Raw genomic sequence first — 13,930 nt, 5'->3', positions numbered from 1 at the left:
CTTGTACAAGGGCGGAAACTACCATCCGGGCTAGCCAGGAGCGCGCTTGAAATGGACTTTCAGGACTACCAGCAACGCTCCCGTGAGACGGCGCGCTACCCGGACGTGGGCGCCAACATCCTTTACCCGACCCTGGGGCTCTGCGGTGAGGCCGGCGAGGTGGCCGACAAGGTGAAGAAGGTGCTGCGGGACCGGGGCGGCGTGTTCGGCCCCGAGGTCCGCGACGACCTGCGGCTGGAACTGGGCGACGTGCTCTGGTACGTGGCCCAGCTGGCCACGGAGCTGGGGCTCGATCTCGACGATGTGGCCGGCGCCAACCTGGCCAAGCTGGCCGACCGCGCGAACCGTAACGTGATCGCAGGCAGCGGCGACCGGCGGTGACTCAGCAAAGGACCGTCGTTCCAGGGCCAGGAAGCTCGTCCAGGGCCTGGGGCCGGATCGGGCCCGCCAGCCTGGCTGTGGCGGGAGCCCGGCTGCTGGTGCGGCTGTCCTTGGTGCTGCTGGTGCTGGTCGGCGCCCCCGCCCTGGCGGGCGCCACCGACCTGAAGGTGTCGGAGGTGGTGCTGGAGCCCTGCCCGGCCGATGACCTGGGCACCCAGCCGACCCTGGCCCGCCCCAGCGGCGCCACCTGCTGGGCCCTGCGCGGCGTGGTGGTCAACCCGGGGGCGAAGCCCGTGGTGGACACCGATGTGTTCGGCCTGATCCTCGATGCCAGCGGCGAACCGGTGCTGCCGAACCGCACCCGGGTGGGATCCATCGGCGACGTGCCCCCCGGCCGCTCCAGCTTCGCCCTGCGGCTGGCGGTGCCCGCCGGCACCCCCGGCCCCCTGGGCACCCGCAGCGTCAAGGCCCGGGGCTTCAGCGCCCCGGTGCGCACCCGTGCCGGTGTCGACGACGAGCTCCTGCCCCTGGAGGAGGCCCTGGCGGCGTCCCCGGCCGCCGAGCCTCAGTAGAGGCCGCCGGAGAGGGTGGCGATGGAGGCCCCCAGCAGGCTCTGGGCCAGCTGCAGGGCGATGAAGGCCACCAGGGCCGAGAGGTCGATGCCGCCGAGGGGCGGAATCAGGCCTCGGAAGGCGTTGAGATAGGGGTCGGTGATGGCGCTGACGCTGGAGAGCACCGGGTTGCTCCAGTCGAGGTTGGGGAACCAGCTGAGCAGCACCCGGACCAGCAGCACCAGCAGGTAGATGCTCAGGGTCTGGGCCAGCACCTGGAGCAGGAAGACGAGGATGCTCATGGAAGGGGTCGGGGGAAGGGGCTGCAGGCTTGCGCCAACTCGTGGGCCAACTCTATGGATCCGCCTCTTCGTCGGGCGGCGGCGGGGTTCCGGCCGTCTCGGCGGCCGCCAGCCGTGAGCCCAGGGCAGCCAGATCATCGGCCTTCAGGGAGAAGGTGCGGTGGAACTTCTCGCTCAGGCTCAGCCAGTAGGAGCGGCCGTCGCTCTGGCGGCGGCGCTCGATGAAGTCCTGGGCCAGCAGCTCCCTGATGTGGTCGTAGGCCCCTGAGCCCCGCAGCTCCACCAGCTCCGACTGCAGCAGGCGCTTCTTGAGGGCGATGGTGGCCAGGGTCCTCAGGGCGGCGACCGAGAGGTCCACCGGCAGCAGGTTCTGGACCAGGTCCCCCAGGCCGGCGCGCAGCTGCAGGGCGTAGTGCTGGCCCTCCTGGTGGATTTCCAGGGCGGTGTCGCGATGGGCGTAGTCGGCCATCAGGGTGATCAGGGCCAGCTCGGTCTCGTCCCGGTCGATGCCGGCGATGGCGGCCAGCTCAGCCAGTTCCAGGGGCCGACCCTTGAGATAGAGAATCGCCTCAAGCCGGGCCGGCAGGGACAGGCCCGGGGTGGCCGCCGCGGAGGGCGCGCCTTCAGGAGGCTTTCCTTCAGAGGGCTTTCCTTCAGAAGGCAGTGGGTCGGGTTCAGCCATGGGGACGTCCGGCACGGCGTGGCGGCAACGTATCGCAGGCCTCAGACCCCCACCAGCCCGCCCGGACTGGGAAGGGGCCGTCCCACCTCACCCAGGAACAGCCGGTAGGCCGGATTGCCGGTCTCCTCCCAGTGCTGGTAGGGGAGATCAGCGAGGAAGGCCTGCCACGCCTCCAGCTCCTCCGGAGGCACCTGCACCCCGACCACGATGCGGCCCACGTCGGCGCCGTGGTTGCGGTAGTGAAAGATGCTGATGTTCCAGTTGGGGTGCAGGGCGTTCACGAAGGCCATCAGGGCTCCGGGCCGCTCCGGAAACACGAAGCGATACAGCCGCTCCTCTCCCTGGTTCAGGGCCGCCCCCGCACTGGCCGGCAGCCGTCCGCCCACCATGTGGCAGAGGTGGAGCTTGGCCAGCTCGTCGCCGCTCAGGTCGAGACAGGGGAACCCCTGGGACTCCAGGGCGGCCATGAGTTGGCGGGTGTCCTGGTGGCCGCTGATCTGCACCCCCACGAAGATGTGGGCCAGCTGGGGATCGGCGAGGCGGTAGCTGAACTCGGTGAGGCTGCGCTGGCCGAGGACGGCGCAGAAGCGGGCCAGGCTGCCGGGCTTCTCCGGGATCTCGACCGCCAGCAGGGCTTCGCGCTCCTCCCCCAGTTCGGCCCGCTCGGCCACGAAGGCCAGCCGGTCGAAGTTCATGTTGGCGCCGCAGGCCACCGCCACCAGGGTGCGGTCCCGGAGCTGCCGCTGGGCCACGTCCTTCTTCATCCCGGCCACCGACAGGGCGCCGGCCGGTTCCAGGATCGAGCGGGTGTCCTCGAAGACGTCCTTGATGGCGGCGCAGATCTCATCGGTGTCCACCGTGACCATCCGATCGACGCAGCGCTGGGCCAGGGCGAAGGTGTGCTCGCCCACCTGACGCACGGCCACCCCGTCGGCGAACAGGCCCACCTGCTCCAGCCGCACCCGCTCCCCCGCCGCCAGCGAGCGGGTCATGGCGTCGGCATCACTCGGCTCCACCCCGATCACCTCCACCCGGGGCCAGAGGCTCTTGACGTAGGCGCCGATCCCCGCGATCAGGCCGCCGCCGCCCACCGCCACGTAGATGGCATCGGGGGGATCGGAGCACTGGCGCAGGATCTCCAGGGCGATCGTGCCCTGGCCGGCGATCACGTCCGGATCGTCGAAGGGATGGATGAAGGTGAGTCCGCGCTGGCGCTGGAGGCGGTGCGCTTCCTCACAGGCCTCGTCGTAGGTGTCGCCGTGGAGCACCACCTCGGCCCCCCGGGCCGCCACCGACCGCACCTTCATCTCCGGCGTCGTGACCGGCATCACGATCACGGCGGTGCAGCCCAGCCGTTGGGCCGCCAGGGCCACCCCCTGGGCATGGTTGCCGGCGCTGGCGGCGATCACCCCCCGGTCGAGCTCGGCGCGCTCCAGGCCCGCCATCTTGTTGTAGGCGCCGCGCAGCTTGAAGCTGAACACGGGTTGGAGATCCTCCCGTTTCAGCAGCACCTGGTTGTGGAGTCGGCGGGAGAGGTTGGGGGCGGGATCGAGGGGGGACTCGATCGCCACGTCGTACACCCGGGCCCGCAGGATCCGCTGCAGGTAGGCGGTCGCCCCGGGAAAGGCGTCGTCGTCGGCCGTGGTCATCGCACCAGTGTCGCAACCCGACCCCGGAACGGTGGCGTCCGTCGCCGTGCGTCGGGGCGAACCCCGTAGATTGGCCACCTGGAAGCAAGGAAGGGCATGCATCTGAGCGAGCTGAGCCATCCGAATCAGCTGCACGGCCTGAGCACCGCAGAACTCGAGGCCATGGCTCGCCAGATCCGCGAGAAGCACCTGGAGGTGGTGGCCACCAGCGGCGGGCACCTGGGTCCGGGCCTGGGGGTCGTGGAACTCACCCTCGCCCTGTATCAAACCCTCGACCTGGAGCACGACCGGGTGGTTTGGGACGTGGGTCACCAGGCCTATCCCCACAAGCTGGTGACGGGCCGTTACAAGGATTTCCACACCCTCCGCCAGCAGGGCGGCGTGGCGGGTTACCTCAAGCGCAGCGAGAGCCGCTACGACCACTTCGGCGCCGGCCACGCCTCCACCAGCATCTCGGCCGCCCTGGGCATGGCCCTGGCCCGGGATCGTCGCGGTGAGGACTTCAAATGCGTCGCCGTGATCGGTGACGGCGCCCTCACCGGCGGCATGGCCCTGGAGGCGATCAACCATGCGGGCCACCTGCCGCGTACCAAGCTGCTGGTGGTGCTGAACGACAACGACATGTCGATCTCACCGCCGGTGGGGGCCCTCTCCACCCACCTCAACCGCATGCGGCTCAGCAAGCCGGTGCAGTTCCTCTCTGGCAGCGCCGAGGAGGCGGTGAAACACCTGCCCTTCCTGCACGGGGAGCTGCCCACCGAGCTCAAGACCCTCAAAGAGAGCATGAAGCGGCTGGCGGTGCCCAAGGTGGGGGCCGTGTTCGAGGAGCTGGGCTTCACCTACGTGGGCCCGATCGACGGCCACGACATCCCCGAGATGGTGCGCACCTTCCAGGCGGCCCACCGCTGCGAGGGCCCGGTGCTGGTGCACGTGGCTACCACCAAGGGCAAGGGGTACCCCTACGCCGAGGCCGACCAGGTCGGCTACCACGCCCAGTCGGCCTTCGACCTGGCCACCGGCAAGGCCTACCCCTCCAGCAAGCCCAAGCCCCCCAGCTGGAGCAAGGTGTTCGGCCAGACGCTGGTCAAGATCTGCGAGCAGGATTCCCGGGTGGTGGGCATCACCGCCGCCATGGCCACCGGCACGGGTCTGGACCTGCTGGAGAAAGCCCTGCCCCAGCAGTACTTCGACGTCGGCATCGCCGAGCAGCACGCCGTCACCATGGCGGCCGGCATGGCCTGTGAGGGCCTGCGGCCGGTGGTGGCGATCTACAGCACCTTCCTGCAGCGGGCCTACGACCAGCTCATCCACGACGTGGGCATCCAGAAGCTGCCGGTCACCTTCGTGCTCGACCGGGCCGGCATCGTCGGCGCCGACGGCCCCACCCACCAGGGCCAGTACGACATCAGCTACCTGCGGGCCGTGCCCAATTTCACGGTGATGGCCCCGAAGGACGAGGCCGAACTGCAGCGCATGCTCGTCACCTCGATCGCCCACGACGGCCCCTGTGCCATCCGGATTCCCCGCGGCGAAGGGGAAGGGGTGCCGCTGATGGACGAGGGCTGGCAACCCCTGGAGATCGGCCGCGGTGAGCTGCTCACCGACGGCGATGACGTGCTGATCGTGGCCTACGGCGCCATGGTGGCGCCGGCGATGGCCACCGCCGGTCTGCTGCAGGAGAAGGGCCTGCGGGCGGCGGTGGTCAATGCCCGTTTCCTGCGGCCCCTCGACGAGGCCCTGATCCTGCCCCTGGCCCGCCGCATCGGCCGGGTCGTGACGATGGAGGAGGGGGCCCTGCCCGGTGGCTTCGGCGCCGCCGTGGTGGAATCCCTCAACGACCACGATCTGCCCGTCCCGGTGCTGCGCATCGGCATCCCGGACGTCCTGGTGGACCACGCCAGCCCCGACCAGAGCAAGGAGAAGCTGGGGCTGACCCCTTCCCAGATGGCCGATCGCATCCTCGAGCGCTTCGGGCCCGTCTTCCGCGCCACCGTTCCCACCGCCCTTGCCGTCTGAGTCGTCCCTTCGCTGCCAGGTGCTGGTGGTGGGGGCCGGACCGTCCGGCGGTGACCTGGCCCGGCGTCTGGCCCTCCAGGGGGTGGATGTGGTTCTGGTCGACCGGCTCGACGACCTGACCCGCTCGGCCTTCAGCAGCGCCGCCCTGCCGATCGAGACCATGACCAGCCTGGGCCTGCCGGCGGAGGTGGTGGGCAGCCGCTGGCGGCAATGGCAACTGATCGGACCCGGACCCGCCACCCGGAGCTGGGCTTCTCCGCACCCCCTCGGGGTGGTGCTGGATTTCGGTGCCCTGCGCCGCTGGCAGGCCGAGCAGTGCCGTCGCTGGGGCGGGCGGGTGCACCTTGGTGTGCACGCCTGCTCCAGTCGCCAGGAGGGCGAGCGGATGGTGACCCTGCTGCGCCGCTCCGATGGCAGCACGCTTGAGGTCCTCAGTGACTGGACCGTGGATGCCAGCGGCCACGAGCGGGCCCTGCTGGGGGATCCGCCGGTGACGGGCCACCGTCGCGATGGGCTGGTGCGGGCCGCCGGCCTCGAATGGCTGCTGCGGGTGTCCCCCTCCTGCTGGGAGCGCTGGGCCGACCGGCTCAGCTTCTGCCTGGGCAGCGACTGGGTGCCCCAGGGCTACGGCTGGATCTTTCCGATGCAGCCCGGGGTGCTCAAGCTCGGTGTCTGCCGGCTGGTGGATGGCCAGCGGCGCCAGCCGCCCCTGGGCGGTCTGATTGCCGACCTGGGCCGCCGGCTGCTGGCGGAGGGCGAGCCCTTTGAGGTGCTCGACCGCCATGGCGGCCTGGTGCGCAGCACGATCAGGCGCCGGGAGCCCCATCAGCGGGGCCGGCTGGTGGGGCTGGGCGATGCGGTCAGCACCGCCAACCTGCTCGGCGGCGAAGGGATCCGCCACGCCCTCACCAGCAGCGCCGTGCTGGCACCTCTGCTGGAGCGGGCCCTTACGGCCCCGGGGCGTTCTTCGATGCGGGCGGAGCGGGCCCTGCGGGACTACGCGCCCCGGCTGCGACGTGCCCTGGGGTGGCGCTGGTCGCTCAGCGGCCGGCTGGCCCGGCGCACGTGGCTCGGCCTGCACGGCCCCGGGGCCGATGGCCGTCTGGACCAGGTGCTGCGGGGGCTGGAGAGCCGCAGGGCGGAGGATCTCTCAGCCCTGCTGTTCGGCTATCGGTTCGAGCGGTACGGCCTCAGGGCGATGCCGTACCTGCTCGGCTGGCGCTGAAAGCTCAGAGGACGCCGCGGGAGGCCAGACCCAGGATCGCTCCCATGCCCAGGATGTGACCCAGGCTGGTGGTGCCGAGCATGGCGCCGTGGCTGAAGCCGCCGAAGAAGTTGTCGCTGGGCAGCTTGAGGCCGACGTTCTGCTGCTGGATGGTGGCCTTGCCGATGGCGATGGCGATGACGTTGCAGACGATCATGACCAGGGCCACCTTCGGGGACCAGCTGATCGAAGCGGGAGCCATGGCCAGGAGAGGAGCGATCATGATGCACTTGCCGACGCCCCATCTTCCGGGTCAGGGCGACCTGTGCCCCGCCCACTTAAGACTTGTTGACCTGGGTGCCGGCTGAACCCGCCGCCGGGGGTTCCGAAGGGAGCAGCCGGAACCCCAGCAGGACCACCAGGTTGCTGAGGGTCAGGAAGGCTTCGGCACCGCCGTGCAGGGGATCGACGTCCGCCAGCTGCCGGCCGTAGACCTGCTGGGCCACCACCGCGGCGGCGATCGTGACCGCCACGAACAGCAGCGTCAGCTGGAATCCCCGCAGCGCCAGCCTTGGGAAGGCCCGCACCTGGCGGGCCCACCACAGGAAGGCCAGGTAGGGGAGCAGGGAGAGCACGAAGAACGGGGCCGGGTCGATGGCGCCGAGGCCCTGGAACCAGGCGGCCAGTGGCAGGGTCACGAGGCTTCGTCCTCCGGGGAGAGCCGCTGCTGACGCAGCAGGTTCCAGGCGGCCAGGGCCATCGCCCCGTTGCCAACGGCGGTGAGGCCGGCCTGCAGCACCACCAGGCCCTTGAGGGCCTCGCTGTTGTCGAACAGATGCCAGGTGCAGGCGGCCATGGCGCTCACCAGCGCCGGCACCATCGCCAGGGCCAGCCAGCGCCAGCCCCCCTCCCGCCGCCGGCTGCCGAAGGACTGCACGGCCAGGATCGCCAGCATCCACTCCAGCACCGAGGTGATGTGGATCCACCAGGTGGGCAGCGACAGCGCGTGCATGGGCGGGGCCTGGTGCGATCCGTAATGTACGGAGCCGGAACCACCGCTGCGTCGGATGCGTGCTCTGATCTGCGGCTATTACGGAGAGCACAACCTCGGTGACGATGCCCTGCTGGAGGTGCTGCTGGGTCAGCTGCCGGCCGGTTGCCGTCCCCTGGTCACGGCCCATGACCAGGACCTGGTGCGGGAGCGATTCGGGGTCGAGACCACCGACCGTCGCCACCTGAAGGGGGTCCTTGCCGCCCTGGGCCGCTGCGACGCCCTGGTGCTCGGCGGCGGCAGCCTGCTCCAGGACGCCACCAGCTTCCGCAGCCTCCTGTACTACGGCGCCCTGATGCTGGCGGCCCGGACCCGGGGCAAGCCCGTCCTCCTCTGGGGCCAGGGGCTGGGCCCCCTGCGTCGCCGCCGCAGCCGGCTGCTGGTGCGGGGGTTGCTGCCCCTGGCCACGGCGATCAGCTGGCGGGACCCGGCCTCCGCAGCGCAGGCGAGGGAATGGGGCGCGGGGGCCAGTGTCGGCAGTGATCCGGTCTGGGCCCTCTCCGCCAGGGTCTGGAACGGCAGGGGCGGGCCGATCGTGGTCTGCTTCCGGCCGGTGCGCCAGCTCGATGCCGCTGCCTGGCGGCCCTACCTGCAGGCCCTCGAGGGGCTGGCGGTGGCCGCCGACCGGGAGGTGCTCTGGCTGCCCTTCCACCAGGACCAGGACCGGGGTCTGCTGGCCGCTCTCAGCCGGCAGGGTCTGGTGGGGCCGGCCCTCGCCGCCCGCAGCCGGGAGCTGGAGGCCGGGACCCCTCAGGAGGCCATGGACGCGTTCGCCCAGGCGGGCCTGGTGCTGGCCATGCGGCTGCACGGCCTGATCCTGGCGGCGCTGGCGGGCAGCCCCTGCGCTGCCCTCAGCTACGACCCCAAGGTGGCCGCCGCGGCCGCCGGCATCGGCTGCCCCTGCCACGACCTGGAGGCTCCGACCCCCCCAGGCATGCAGCAGAGCTGGGCCGCCGTGCTCGACCAGCCACCGGATCGGGCCGGCATCGCCGCCCTGCGTCAGGAGAGCCAGGTGCACCGGGCGGTGCTGGACACCCTCAAGGGCTGACGGCTCAGGCCGGTGTCTCCCCCTGAAGGCGGACCAGTTCGGCGAGCACCTCCTGGCTGTGGCCGGACGGTCGCACCGCCACCCAGCTGGCCCGCAGCACCCCGTCCGGATCGATCAGAAACGTGTGACGCGCCGAGAACGGCGCCAGCCAGGAGCCGTAGCGACGGCTGGTGGCCCCGCCCGCATCCGACAGCAGCGGGTAGGCCAGACCCTCGCTGCCGCAGAACGACAGGTGCGCCTCCGGGTCATCGGCACTCACCCCTATCACTTCGGCGTTGCGGGCATGGAATCCCTCCAGGTCCCTCTGGAAGCCGCGGGCTTCCAGGGTGCAGCCGCTGGTGAAGTCCTTGGGATAGAAGTACAGGGCCAGCCAGCGGCCCCGGAAGTCCGCCTGGCTCAGGTGCGTCGGCACGACGCTGCCATTGGCGGACGGTGCGACCCCGTCGAGGTCGAAGGCTGGGGCTGGCTGGCCGATCTCCGGCAGGGTGCCGCCCATGGCCCAGGCCCGTGCCGGCCGGATCAGAAGGCTGAGGGCGGCCAGCAGGGATCCCCCCAGAAACGTGCGACGGTCCACAACCAGGCTTCATCAGGGCCGGACCCTAGCGGGGCCGGCCGGGCGATCAGATCTTGGCCAGATTGACGCCGAGCTCCTTGGCATAGGCGCCGAGACCCTTCTTCTGGATCGTCTTGAGGGCGCGGGTGGACACGCGCAGCTTCACGAAGCGGTTGCCCTCGGCCCACCACAGGCGCCGCTCCTGCAGATTCACCTGCTGCAGCTTCTTGGTGCGCACGTGGGAATGGCTGACGGCCATGCCGTTGTTGGCGCGCTTGCCGGTGAGCTGACAGACCCGGGACATGACGATGAGACGACGGTGGACGATGCAGGCCTGAGCCAGCCTCCGAGACTACCAAACGGGCCCCTGACCATGGAGTCTGGCGCCGCTGAGGGGGTCGAACCAGAGTTCGTGCTGCCGCTGCCAGCCCAGGCGCGGTTCCGCCGGCAGCGCCACCTCGGGGTCGCAGAGCACCCGCAGGGGACCCCAGCGGCTGTCGAGCCAGAGAAGCTGCTGGTGGCCCCACCATTCGCGCCGCAGCAGCCGGGCCGCCACCGGCCCATCCTCGGCCAGGTGCAGGTGCTCGGGCCGCAGGCCCAGCTGGCGCCCGGGCGCGATCGCCAGCAGGTTGATCGCCGGCCGCCCCAGGAAGCAGGCCACGAAGCGGTTGGCCGGGTCGGCATAGAGCTCCCGCGGACTGCCCACCTGCTGCAGCCGGCCGGCGTCGAGCAGGGCGATGCGGTCGGCCATGCCCAGGGCCTCCTGCTGGTCATGGGTGACGTAGATCACCGGCTGCTCCCGCCCGCACAGCAGCCGCCGCAGTTCCGGTCGCAGCTCCTCCCGCAGCTGGGCGTCGAGGTTGCTCATCGGCTCATCCAGCAGCATGATCCGCGGCTGGCGCAGCAGGGCCCGGGCCAGGGCCACCCGCTGGCGCTGACCACCGGACAGCTGGGCGGGCCGGCGCTGTCGCAGCTCCTCGAGCTGCAGCATCTCGAGCACGGCCCCGAGGCGCCGCTGGCGCTCGGCGGCGGCCACCCCGCGCACCTTCAGCCCCAGTTCCAGGTTGCCCTCCACGCTCAGGTGGGGGTAGAGGGCATAGCTCTGGAACACCATCGCCACCTGGCGTTCGCCCGGGCTGAGGGCGCCCAGGTCCTGGCCGTCGAGGAGCACCTGGCCCGCACTGGCGGGATCCAGCCCCGCCACCAGGCGCAGGGTGGTGGACTTGCCGCAGCCGCTCGGCCCGAGCAGGGCGAGGCATTCGCCGGGGGCAACGGTCAGGTCGAGGCGGTCCAGCAGCCGGCGCCCCCCCACCTCCCGGCACAGCTGGCGCAGCTCCAGACCGGCTCGGATAGATGTGTTCATCCCTTCACCGCGCCGCGGGTGAGTCCCGACACGATCGGCCGCTGGGCCACCAGCACCAGCAGCAGCAGGGGCAGGCTGCCCAGCACTGTGGCGGCGGCGAAGGCGCCGTAGGGGATGGTGAACACCGAGCCGCCACCGATCCGGGCGATGGCGATCGGCAGGGTGAGCAAGTCGTTGCGGCTGATCCAGGTGAGGGCGATGGCGTACTCGTTCCAGCTGGCCAGGAACACCAGGATGCCCGTGCTGGCCAGGGCCGGCCCCAGCAGGGGCAGCAGCACGTGCCGCAGCCGCTGGCCGAGGTCGAGGCCCTCCAGCCGGGCGGCGTCCTCCAGCTCGACGGGAAGGTCGGCGAAGGCGGCCCGCAGCAGCAGCACCGCCAGCGGCAGCGACAGGCCCGCGTAGGGCAGGCTCAGGGCCAGCAGGTCATTGGCCAGGCCGAAGCTTCGGGCGATCTCCAGCAGTGCCAGGAACAGCAGCACAGTGGGGAACATCGCCGCCCCCACCAGTCCCAGGCCGACGCCCCAGCGCAGCAGGCCGCGCTGCTGCTGCAGCCCATAGGCACAGGGCACCGCCAGCAGCAGGGTGAGCAGGGTGGTGGCCAGGGCCACCAGGGTGCTGTTGCCCAGGTAGCGCCAGAAGGGCGGGTCGCCGGAGAGCACCAGCTGGTAGTTGGCCAGGGTCCAGGGGTTCCCCTCCAGCAGCGGCGCGACCAGGGCCTCAGGGCGCAGCAGGGAGGTGCGCAGCTGCCAGAGCAGCGGCCCCAGGCTCCAGAGCAGCACCAGCAGCCTCATGCGGCCCGCTCCCGGCGGCCCTGGAGATCACCCCGCCGCCACAGCAGCCAGCCGCCGCCGAGCAGCACCAGCAGCAGCAGGAAGGTGGCCAGCATCACCGTGGCGGCATAGCCGAAGTCGAGGAAGCGCATGGCATTGAGGTAGGCGTAAAGGGCCAGGCTCTCGGTGCTGCCGGCCGGCCCGCCGCCGCTGAGCACCTGGATCAGGTCGAACACCCCCAGGGCCTGGGCCAGCCGGAACAGCAGGGCCAGGGTGAGGTAGGGCACCAGCAGCGGCAGGGTCAGGCGGCGCAGGATCTGCAGACGGCCGGCGCCCTCCAGCCGCAGGGCCTCCTCCAGATCCTCGGGAATGGTCTGGAGTCCGGCCAGGAGCAGCAGGGCCACGAACGGCAGGGTCTTCCAGACGTCCGCCAGGACCACGAAGAACCAGGTGGTGGCCGGGGTGGAAAGGAAGCCGTAGCTGCTGCCGCCGAGGGAGCGGATGGCGGCGTTGAGGGGGCCATGGGGATCGTTGAGGATCCAGCGCCAGCCCAGGGCCATCACGGTGGTGGGCAGGGCCCAGGGGAGCAGGGTCAGGGCCCTGAGGGTCCCCCGGCCCCGAAGGGGGCGATGCAGCAGCAGGGCCAGCCCCAGGCCCCCGGCCAGTTCCAGCGCCACCGAGCAGACGGCGAAGCGCAGGGTCTGGAACGCATCCGCCCAGAAGCGGGCGTCATCGAGCAGCCGCCCCCAGTTGGCGCCCCCGTTCGGCACCGGCACCAGCCCGGTGAGCACCGAACTGGCCTGGAAGCTCAGCCAGCCGTAGCGCAGCAGGGGGTAGACGAACACCGCCGCCAGCAGCAGCAGGGCGGGCGCCATCAGCAGCAGGCTGGCCGTGCGGGCTTTCATCGGTCCACGGCAGGGCGGCCGTCTGCAGTGTCGCCCGCCGGTCCCGCCAGCGAGCGCAGCACCTGGAGGCTCTGGCGCTGGGCGGCGGCCATGGTCGGGCTGGGGCCCCCCTGGCCGGTGAGCATGCCGTTCACCTGCCGGGCCAGCAGATCGCTGAGCTGGGCATAGGCCGGTGTGGGTGGCCGCAGCTGGGGATGCTGCAGGGCCTGGCGCTGCACCGTCAGCAGCGGGGCACGGCGCTGCAGGTCGGGATCGTCATAGAGCGTGCTCCAGGTGGGGGCATAGCCCTGCTCGATGGCGAGCTGGCGCTGCACGACCGGACCGGTGAGCCAGCGGATCGCCGCCACCGCCTCCTCCGGATGGGGGCTGCCCTTGATCAGGGAGAGGCCCCAGGTGCCCAGGGTGCCACCCCCCTGCTCACCGGGGGCCCCCACCATCGCCGTGACGCCCACCTTGCCCTTCACCGGCCCCCCGCCCTTCTCGATCTCCCGCCAGGCGTAGGGCCAGTTGCGCAGGAAGGCGGCGTCACCGGCGGCGAAGGACTGCAGGGCGTCGTTCTCGGCGTAGCTGGCCACCGCCTGTGGGCTCACCCCGTCCTGCAGCAGTGCCGCCAGCCACCTTGCCGCCGCCACGGCCTCCGGACTGTCCAGCTCCGTGCGCGCGGTGGAGCCGTTCCACCAGCGGGCACCGAAGCCGTGCAACACCTCCACCATCACGCAGCTCAGCCCCTCGTACTGGCGCCCCTGCCAGAGGTAGCCCCAGCGGACCCTGCCGCGGCGCTGCAGGTCCTGGGAGATCGCCACCAGCTCCTCGGTGTCGCGCGGGGGGCGCTCCATCAGATCGGTGCGCCAGTAGAGCAGGCCGGTGTCGCCGGTGAGGGGCATGCGCCAGAGGTGGCCGTCGAGGCCATTGCCCAGGCGGGCGCCGGGCTCCATCGCCGCCAGCACCTCCGGCCCGAACCAGCGCTCCAGGGGCTCGAACCAGCCGGCGGCCACATAGCGGGCCAGCCAGCTGACATCCACCAGCAGCAGGTCGAAGGGGGCCTCCCCCAGCAGCAGGCTGCCGGTGGCCAGATCGGAGATGGTCTCGGTGTCCAGGGGGCCGCGGATCACCTCCAGGGCCACCCCGGCACCGCTGGCGTTGAACTGGGCCACGGGAGCGGCCACCGCGTCGGCCAGGGGGGCGGGCATCAGCACCCGCACCGTCACGGGTTCGGCCGTCGACACCGGGGGGCTCGAGAGCCCGGTGCTGGAAAGCCCTGAGCCGGGCAGCAGCAGCAGCAGCGCCGTCGCCGACACCAGGGCCAGCAGGCCCGTCGTCAGCAGCCTCGGAAGCGACCGCCACCGCCGCAGGCTGGAGAGGTGGGGGCGGGCGGCCATGGGGGCAGGTTAGGCGGCCTGGGGTGGCCGCTCCGCAGGGGCGGGCACCCGGTGGACCTCCGGTGGCCCCGCCGGC

At 71.5% G+C, this 13,930-nt stretch carries 17 protein-coding genes; 5 read left to right on the top strand and 12 right to left on the bottom strand.

Annotation, left to right across the window (positions count from 1 at the left end; all coding sequences use genetic code 11):
* The first annotated feature begins 51 nt into the window (after positions 1–51).
* Both KUG38_RS10815 and KUG38_RS10810 read left to right on the top strand, forming a co-directional pair.
* Positions 52–381 (top strand): nucleoside triphosphate pyrophosphohydrolase family protein, encoded by a 330-nt coding sequence (locus KUG38_RS10815; RefSeq protein ID WP_216921262.1) that lies wholly within the window; start codon positions 52–54, stop codon positions 379–381.
* Positions 382–479: 98 nt separating this feature from the next.
* On the top strand, positions 480–953 hold the full coding sequence (locus tag KUG38_RS10810) for a hypothetical protein (protein WP_216921258.1): 474 nt from the start codon (positions 480–482) through the stop codon (positions 951–953).
* Here the strand turns inward: KUG38_RS10810 and KUG38_RS10805 are convergent.
* From KUG38_RS10805 to ilvA, 3 genes are read right to left on the bottom strand one after another with little or no spacing between them, the layout of a single operon-like run.
* On the bottom strand, positions 947–1,234 hold the full coding sequence (locus KUG38_RS10805; protein ID WP_190609500.1) for a YggT family protein: 288 nt from the start codon (positions 1,232–1,234) through the stop codon (positions 947–949). The genes KUG38_RS10810 and KUG38_RS10805 overlap by 7 nt on opposite strands.
* A 52-nt stretch (positions 1,235–1,286) precedes the next feature.
* Positions 1,287–1,916 carry an SMC-Scp complex subunit ScpB gene (scpB, locus tag KUG38_RS10800; RefSeq protein WP_216921255.1) on the bottom strand — a complete coding sequence of 210 codons (630 nt, stop codon included), beginning with the start codon at positions 1,914–1,916 and terminating at the stop codon, positions 1,287–1,289.
* 41 nt (positions 1,917–1,957) lie between these two features.
* Entirely contained in the window at positions 1,958–3,565 is a 1,608-nt protein-coding gene (gene ilvA / locus KUG38_RS10795; RefSeq protein ID WP_216921253.1) for a threonine ammonia-lyase, biosynthetic, read from the bottom strand.
* A gap of 96 nt (positions 3,566–3,661) precedes the next feature.
* Here ilvA and dxs point away from each other — a divergent pair, with 96 nt between their 5' ends.
* Both dxs and KUG38_RS10785 read left to right on the top strand, forming a co-directional pair.
* The gene (gene dxs, locus KUG38_RS10790) at positions 3,662–5,581 is read left to right on the top strand and encodes a 1-deoxy-D-xylulose-5-phosphate synthase (RefSeq protein WP_216921250.1); all 1,920 of its coding nucleotides are present in this window, start codon (positions 3,662–3,664) and stop codon (positions 5,579–5,581) included.
* Complete coding sequence (locus tag KUG38_RS10785) at positions 5,571–6,806, top strand: NAD(P)/FAD-dependent oxidoreductase (RefSeq protein ID WP_216921247.1); 1,236 nt, start codon at positions 5,571–5,573, stop codon at positions 6,804–6,806. The genes dxs and KUG38_RS10785 overlap by 11 nt, the downstream gene beginning before the upstream one ends.
* 4 nt (positions 6,807–6,810) lie before the next feature.
* On the opposite strand, the gene psaK is transcribed toward KUG38_RS10785, so the two are convergent.
* From psaK to KUG38_RS10770, 3 genes are read right to left on the bottom strand one after another with little or no spacing between them, the layout of a single operon-like run.
* Positions 6,811–7,068, bottom strand: a complete 258-nt coding sequence (psaK, locus tag KUG38_RS10780; RefSeq protein ID WP_015108267.1) for a photosystem I reaction center subunit PsaK — start codon at positions 7,066–7,068, stop codon at positions 6,811–6,813.
* Between the two features lie 55 nt (positions 7,069–7,123).
* On the bottom strand, positions 7,124–7,483 hold the full coding sequence (locus KUG38_RS10775) for a DUF3593 domain-containing protein (protein WP_216921245.1): 360 nt from the start codon (positions 7,481–7,483) through the stop codon (positions 7,124–7,126).
* Entirely contained in the window at positions 7,480–7,797 is a 318-nt protein-coding gene (locus KUG38_RS10770) for a DUF2499 domain-containing protein (protein ID WP_216921242.1), read from the bottom strand. Before KUG38_RS10770 ends, KUG38_RS10775 begins: the two co-directional genes overlap by 4 nt.
* A 55-nt stretch (positions 7,798–7,852) precedes the next feature.
* On the opposite strand from KUG38_RS10770, the gene csaB reads away from it, so the two are divergent.
* Positions 7,853–8,884, top strand: a complete 1,032-nt coding sequence (gene csaB / locus KUG38_RS10765; RefSeq protein WP_216921239.1) for a polysaccharide pyruvyl transferase CsaB — start codon at positions 7,853–7,855, stop codon at positions 8,882–8,884.
* Between the two features lie 4 nt (positions 8,885–8,888).
* Here the strand turns inward: csaB and KUG38_RS10760 are convergent, their stop codons facing one another.
* From KUG38_RS10760 to KUG38_RS10735, 6 genes are read right to left on the bottom strand one after another with little or no spacing between them, the layout of a single operon-like run.
* Positions 8,889–9,458 carry a peroxiredoxin gene (locus tag KUG38_RS10760; RefSeq protein ID WP_216921236.1) on the bottom strand — a complete coding sequence of 190 codons (570 nt, stop codon included), beginning with the start codon at positions 9,456–9,458 and terminating at the stop codon, positions 8,889–8,891.
* Between the two features lie 46 nt (positions 9,459–9,504).
* Entirely contained in the window at positions 9,505–9,741 is a 237-nt protein-coding gene (gene rpmB, locus KUG38_RS10755) for a 50S ribosomal protein L28 (protein WP_015108262.1), read from the bottom strand.
* Between the two features lie 48 nt (positions 9,742–9,789).
* Entirely contained in the window at positions 9,790–10,800 is a 1,011-nt protein-coding gene (locus KUG38_RS10750; protein WP_216921233.1) for an ABC transporter ATP-binding protein, read from the bottom strand.
* The gene (locus KUG38_RS10745) at positions 10,797–11,591 is read right to left on the bottom strand and encodes a carbohydrate ABC transporter permease (protein WP_216921230.1); all 795 of its coding nucleotides are present in this window, start codon (positions 11,589–11,591) and stop codon (positions 10,797–10,799) included. The genes KUG38_RS10750 and KUG38_RS10745 overlap by 4 nt, the downstream gene beginning before the upstream one ends.
* Entirely contained in the window at positions 11,588–12,475 is an 888-nt protein-coding gene (locus KUG38_RS10740) for a carbohydrate ABC transporter permease (protein WP_216921227.1), read from the bottom strand. Before KUG38_RS10740 ends, KUG38_RS10745 begins: the two co-directional genes overlap by 4 nt.
* Positions 12,472–13,854 (bottom strand): extracellular solute-binding protein, encoded by a 1,383-nt coding sequence (locus KUG38_RS10735; protein ID WP_216921224.1) that lies wholly within the window; start codon positions 13,852–13,854, stop codon positions 12,472–12,474. Before KUG38_RS10735 ends, KUG38_RS10740 begins: the two co-directional genes overlap by 4 nt.
* Positions 13,855–13,930 lie beyond the last annotated feature (76 nt).

Source organism: Synechococcus sp. CCAP 1479/9 (genome assembly GCF_019038535.1).
Lineage (GTDB): Bacteria > Cyanobacteriota > Cyanobacteriia > PCC-6307 > Cyanobiaceae > Cyanobium.
The sequence above is the reverse complement of the archived record's forward strand: the minus strand, read 5'-3'. Positions and strand labels throughout refer to the sequence as shown.

What these genes read in the sequence shown, in the direction of transcription:
- KUG38_RS10770 (WP_216921242.1), bottom strand. Translation starts at nt 7,797, where the DNA reads ATGCACGCGCTGTCGCTGCCCACCTGGTGGATCCACATCACCTCGGTG.
- KUG38_RS10745 (WP_216921230.1), bottom strand. Translation starts at nt 11,591, where the DNA reads ATGAGGCTGCTGGTGCTGCTCTGGAGCCTGGGGCCGCTGCTCTGGCAG.
- scpB (WP_216921255.1), bottom strand. Translation starts at nt 1,916, where the DNA reads ATGGCTGAACCCGACCCACTGCCTTCTGAAGGAAAGCCCTCTGAAGGA.
- rpmB (WP_015108262.1), bottom strand. Translation starts at nt 9,741, where the DNA reads ATGTCCCGGGTCTGTCAGCTCACCGGCAAGCGCGCCAACAACGGCATG.
- KUG38_RS10740 (WP_216921227.1), bottom strand. Translation starts at nt 12,475, where the DNA reads ATGAAAGCCCGCACGGCCAGCCTGCTGCTGATGGCGCCCGCCCTGCTG.
- KUG38_RS10735 (WP_216921224.1), bottom strand. Translation starts at nt 13,854, where the DNA reads ATGGCCGCCCGCCCCCACCTCTCCAGCCTGCGGCGGTGGCGGTCGCTT.
- KUG38_RS10750 (WP_216921233.1), bottom strand. Translation starts at nt 10,800, where the DNA reads ATGAACACATCTATCCGAGCCGGTCTGGAGCTGCGCCAGCTGTGCCGG.
- psaK (WP_015108267.1), bottom strand. Translation starts at nt 7,068, where the DNA reads ATGATCGCTCCTCTCCTGGCCATGGCTCCCGCTTCGATCAGCTGGTCC.
- csaB (WP_216921239.1), top strand. Translation starts at nt 7,853, where the DNA reads ATGCGTGCTCTGATCTGCGGCTATTACGGAGAGCACAACCTCGGTGAC.
- ilvA (WP_216921253.1), bottom strand. Translation starts at nt 3,565, where the DNA reads ATGACCACGGCCGACGACGACGCCTTTCCCGGGGCGACCGCCTACCTG.
- KUG38_RS10815 (WP_216921262.1), top strand. Translation starts at nt 52, where the DNA reads ATGGACTTTCAGGACTACCAGCAACGCTCCCGTGAGACGGCGCGCTAC.
- KUG38_RS10805 (WP_190609500.1), bottom strand. Translation starts at nt 1,234, where the DNA reads ATGAGCATCCTCGTCTTCCTGCTCCAGGTGCTGGCCCAGACCCTGAGC.
- dxs (WP_216921250.1), top strand. Translation starts at nt 3,662, where the DNA reads ATGCATCTGAGCGAGCTGAGCCATCCGAATCAGCTGCACGGCCTGAGC.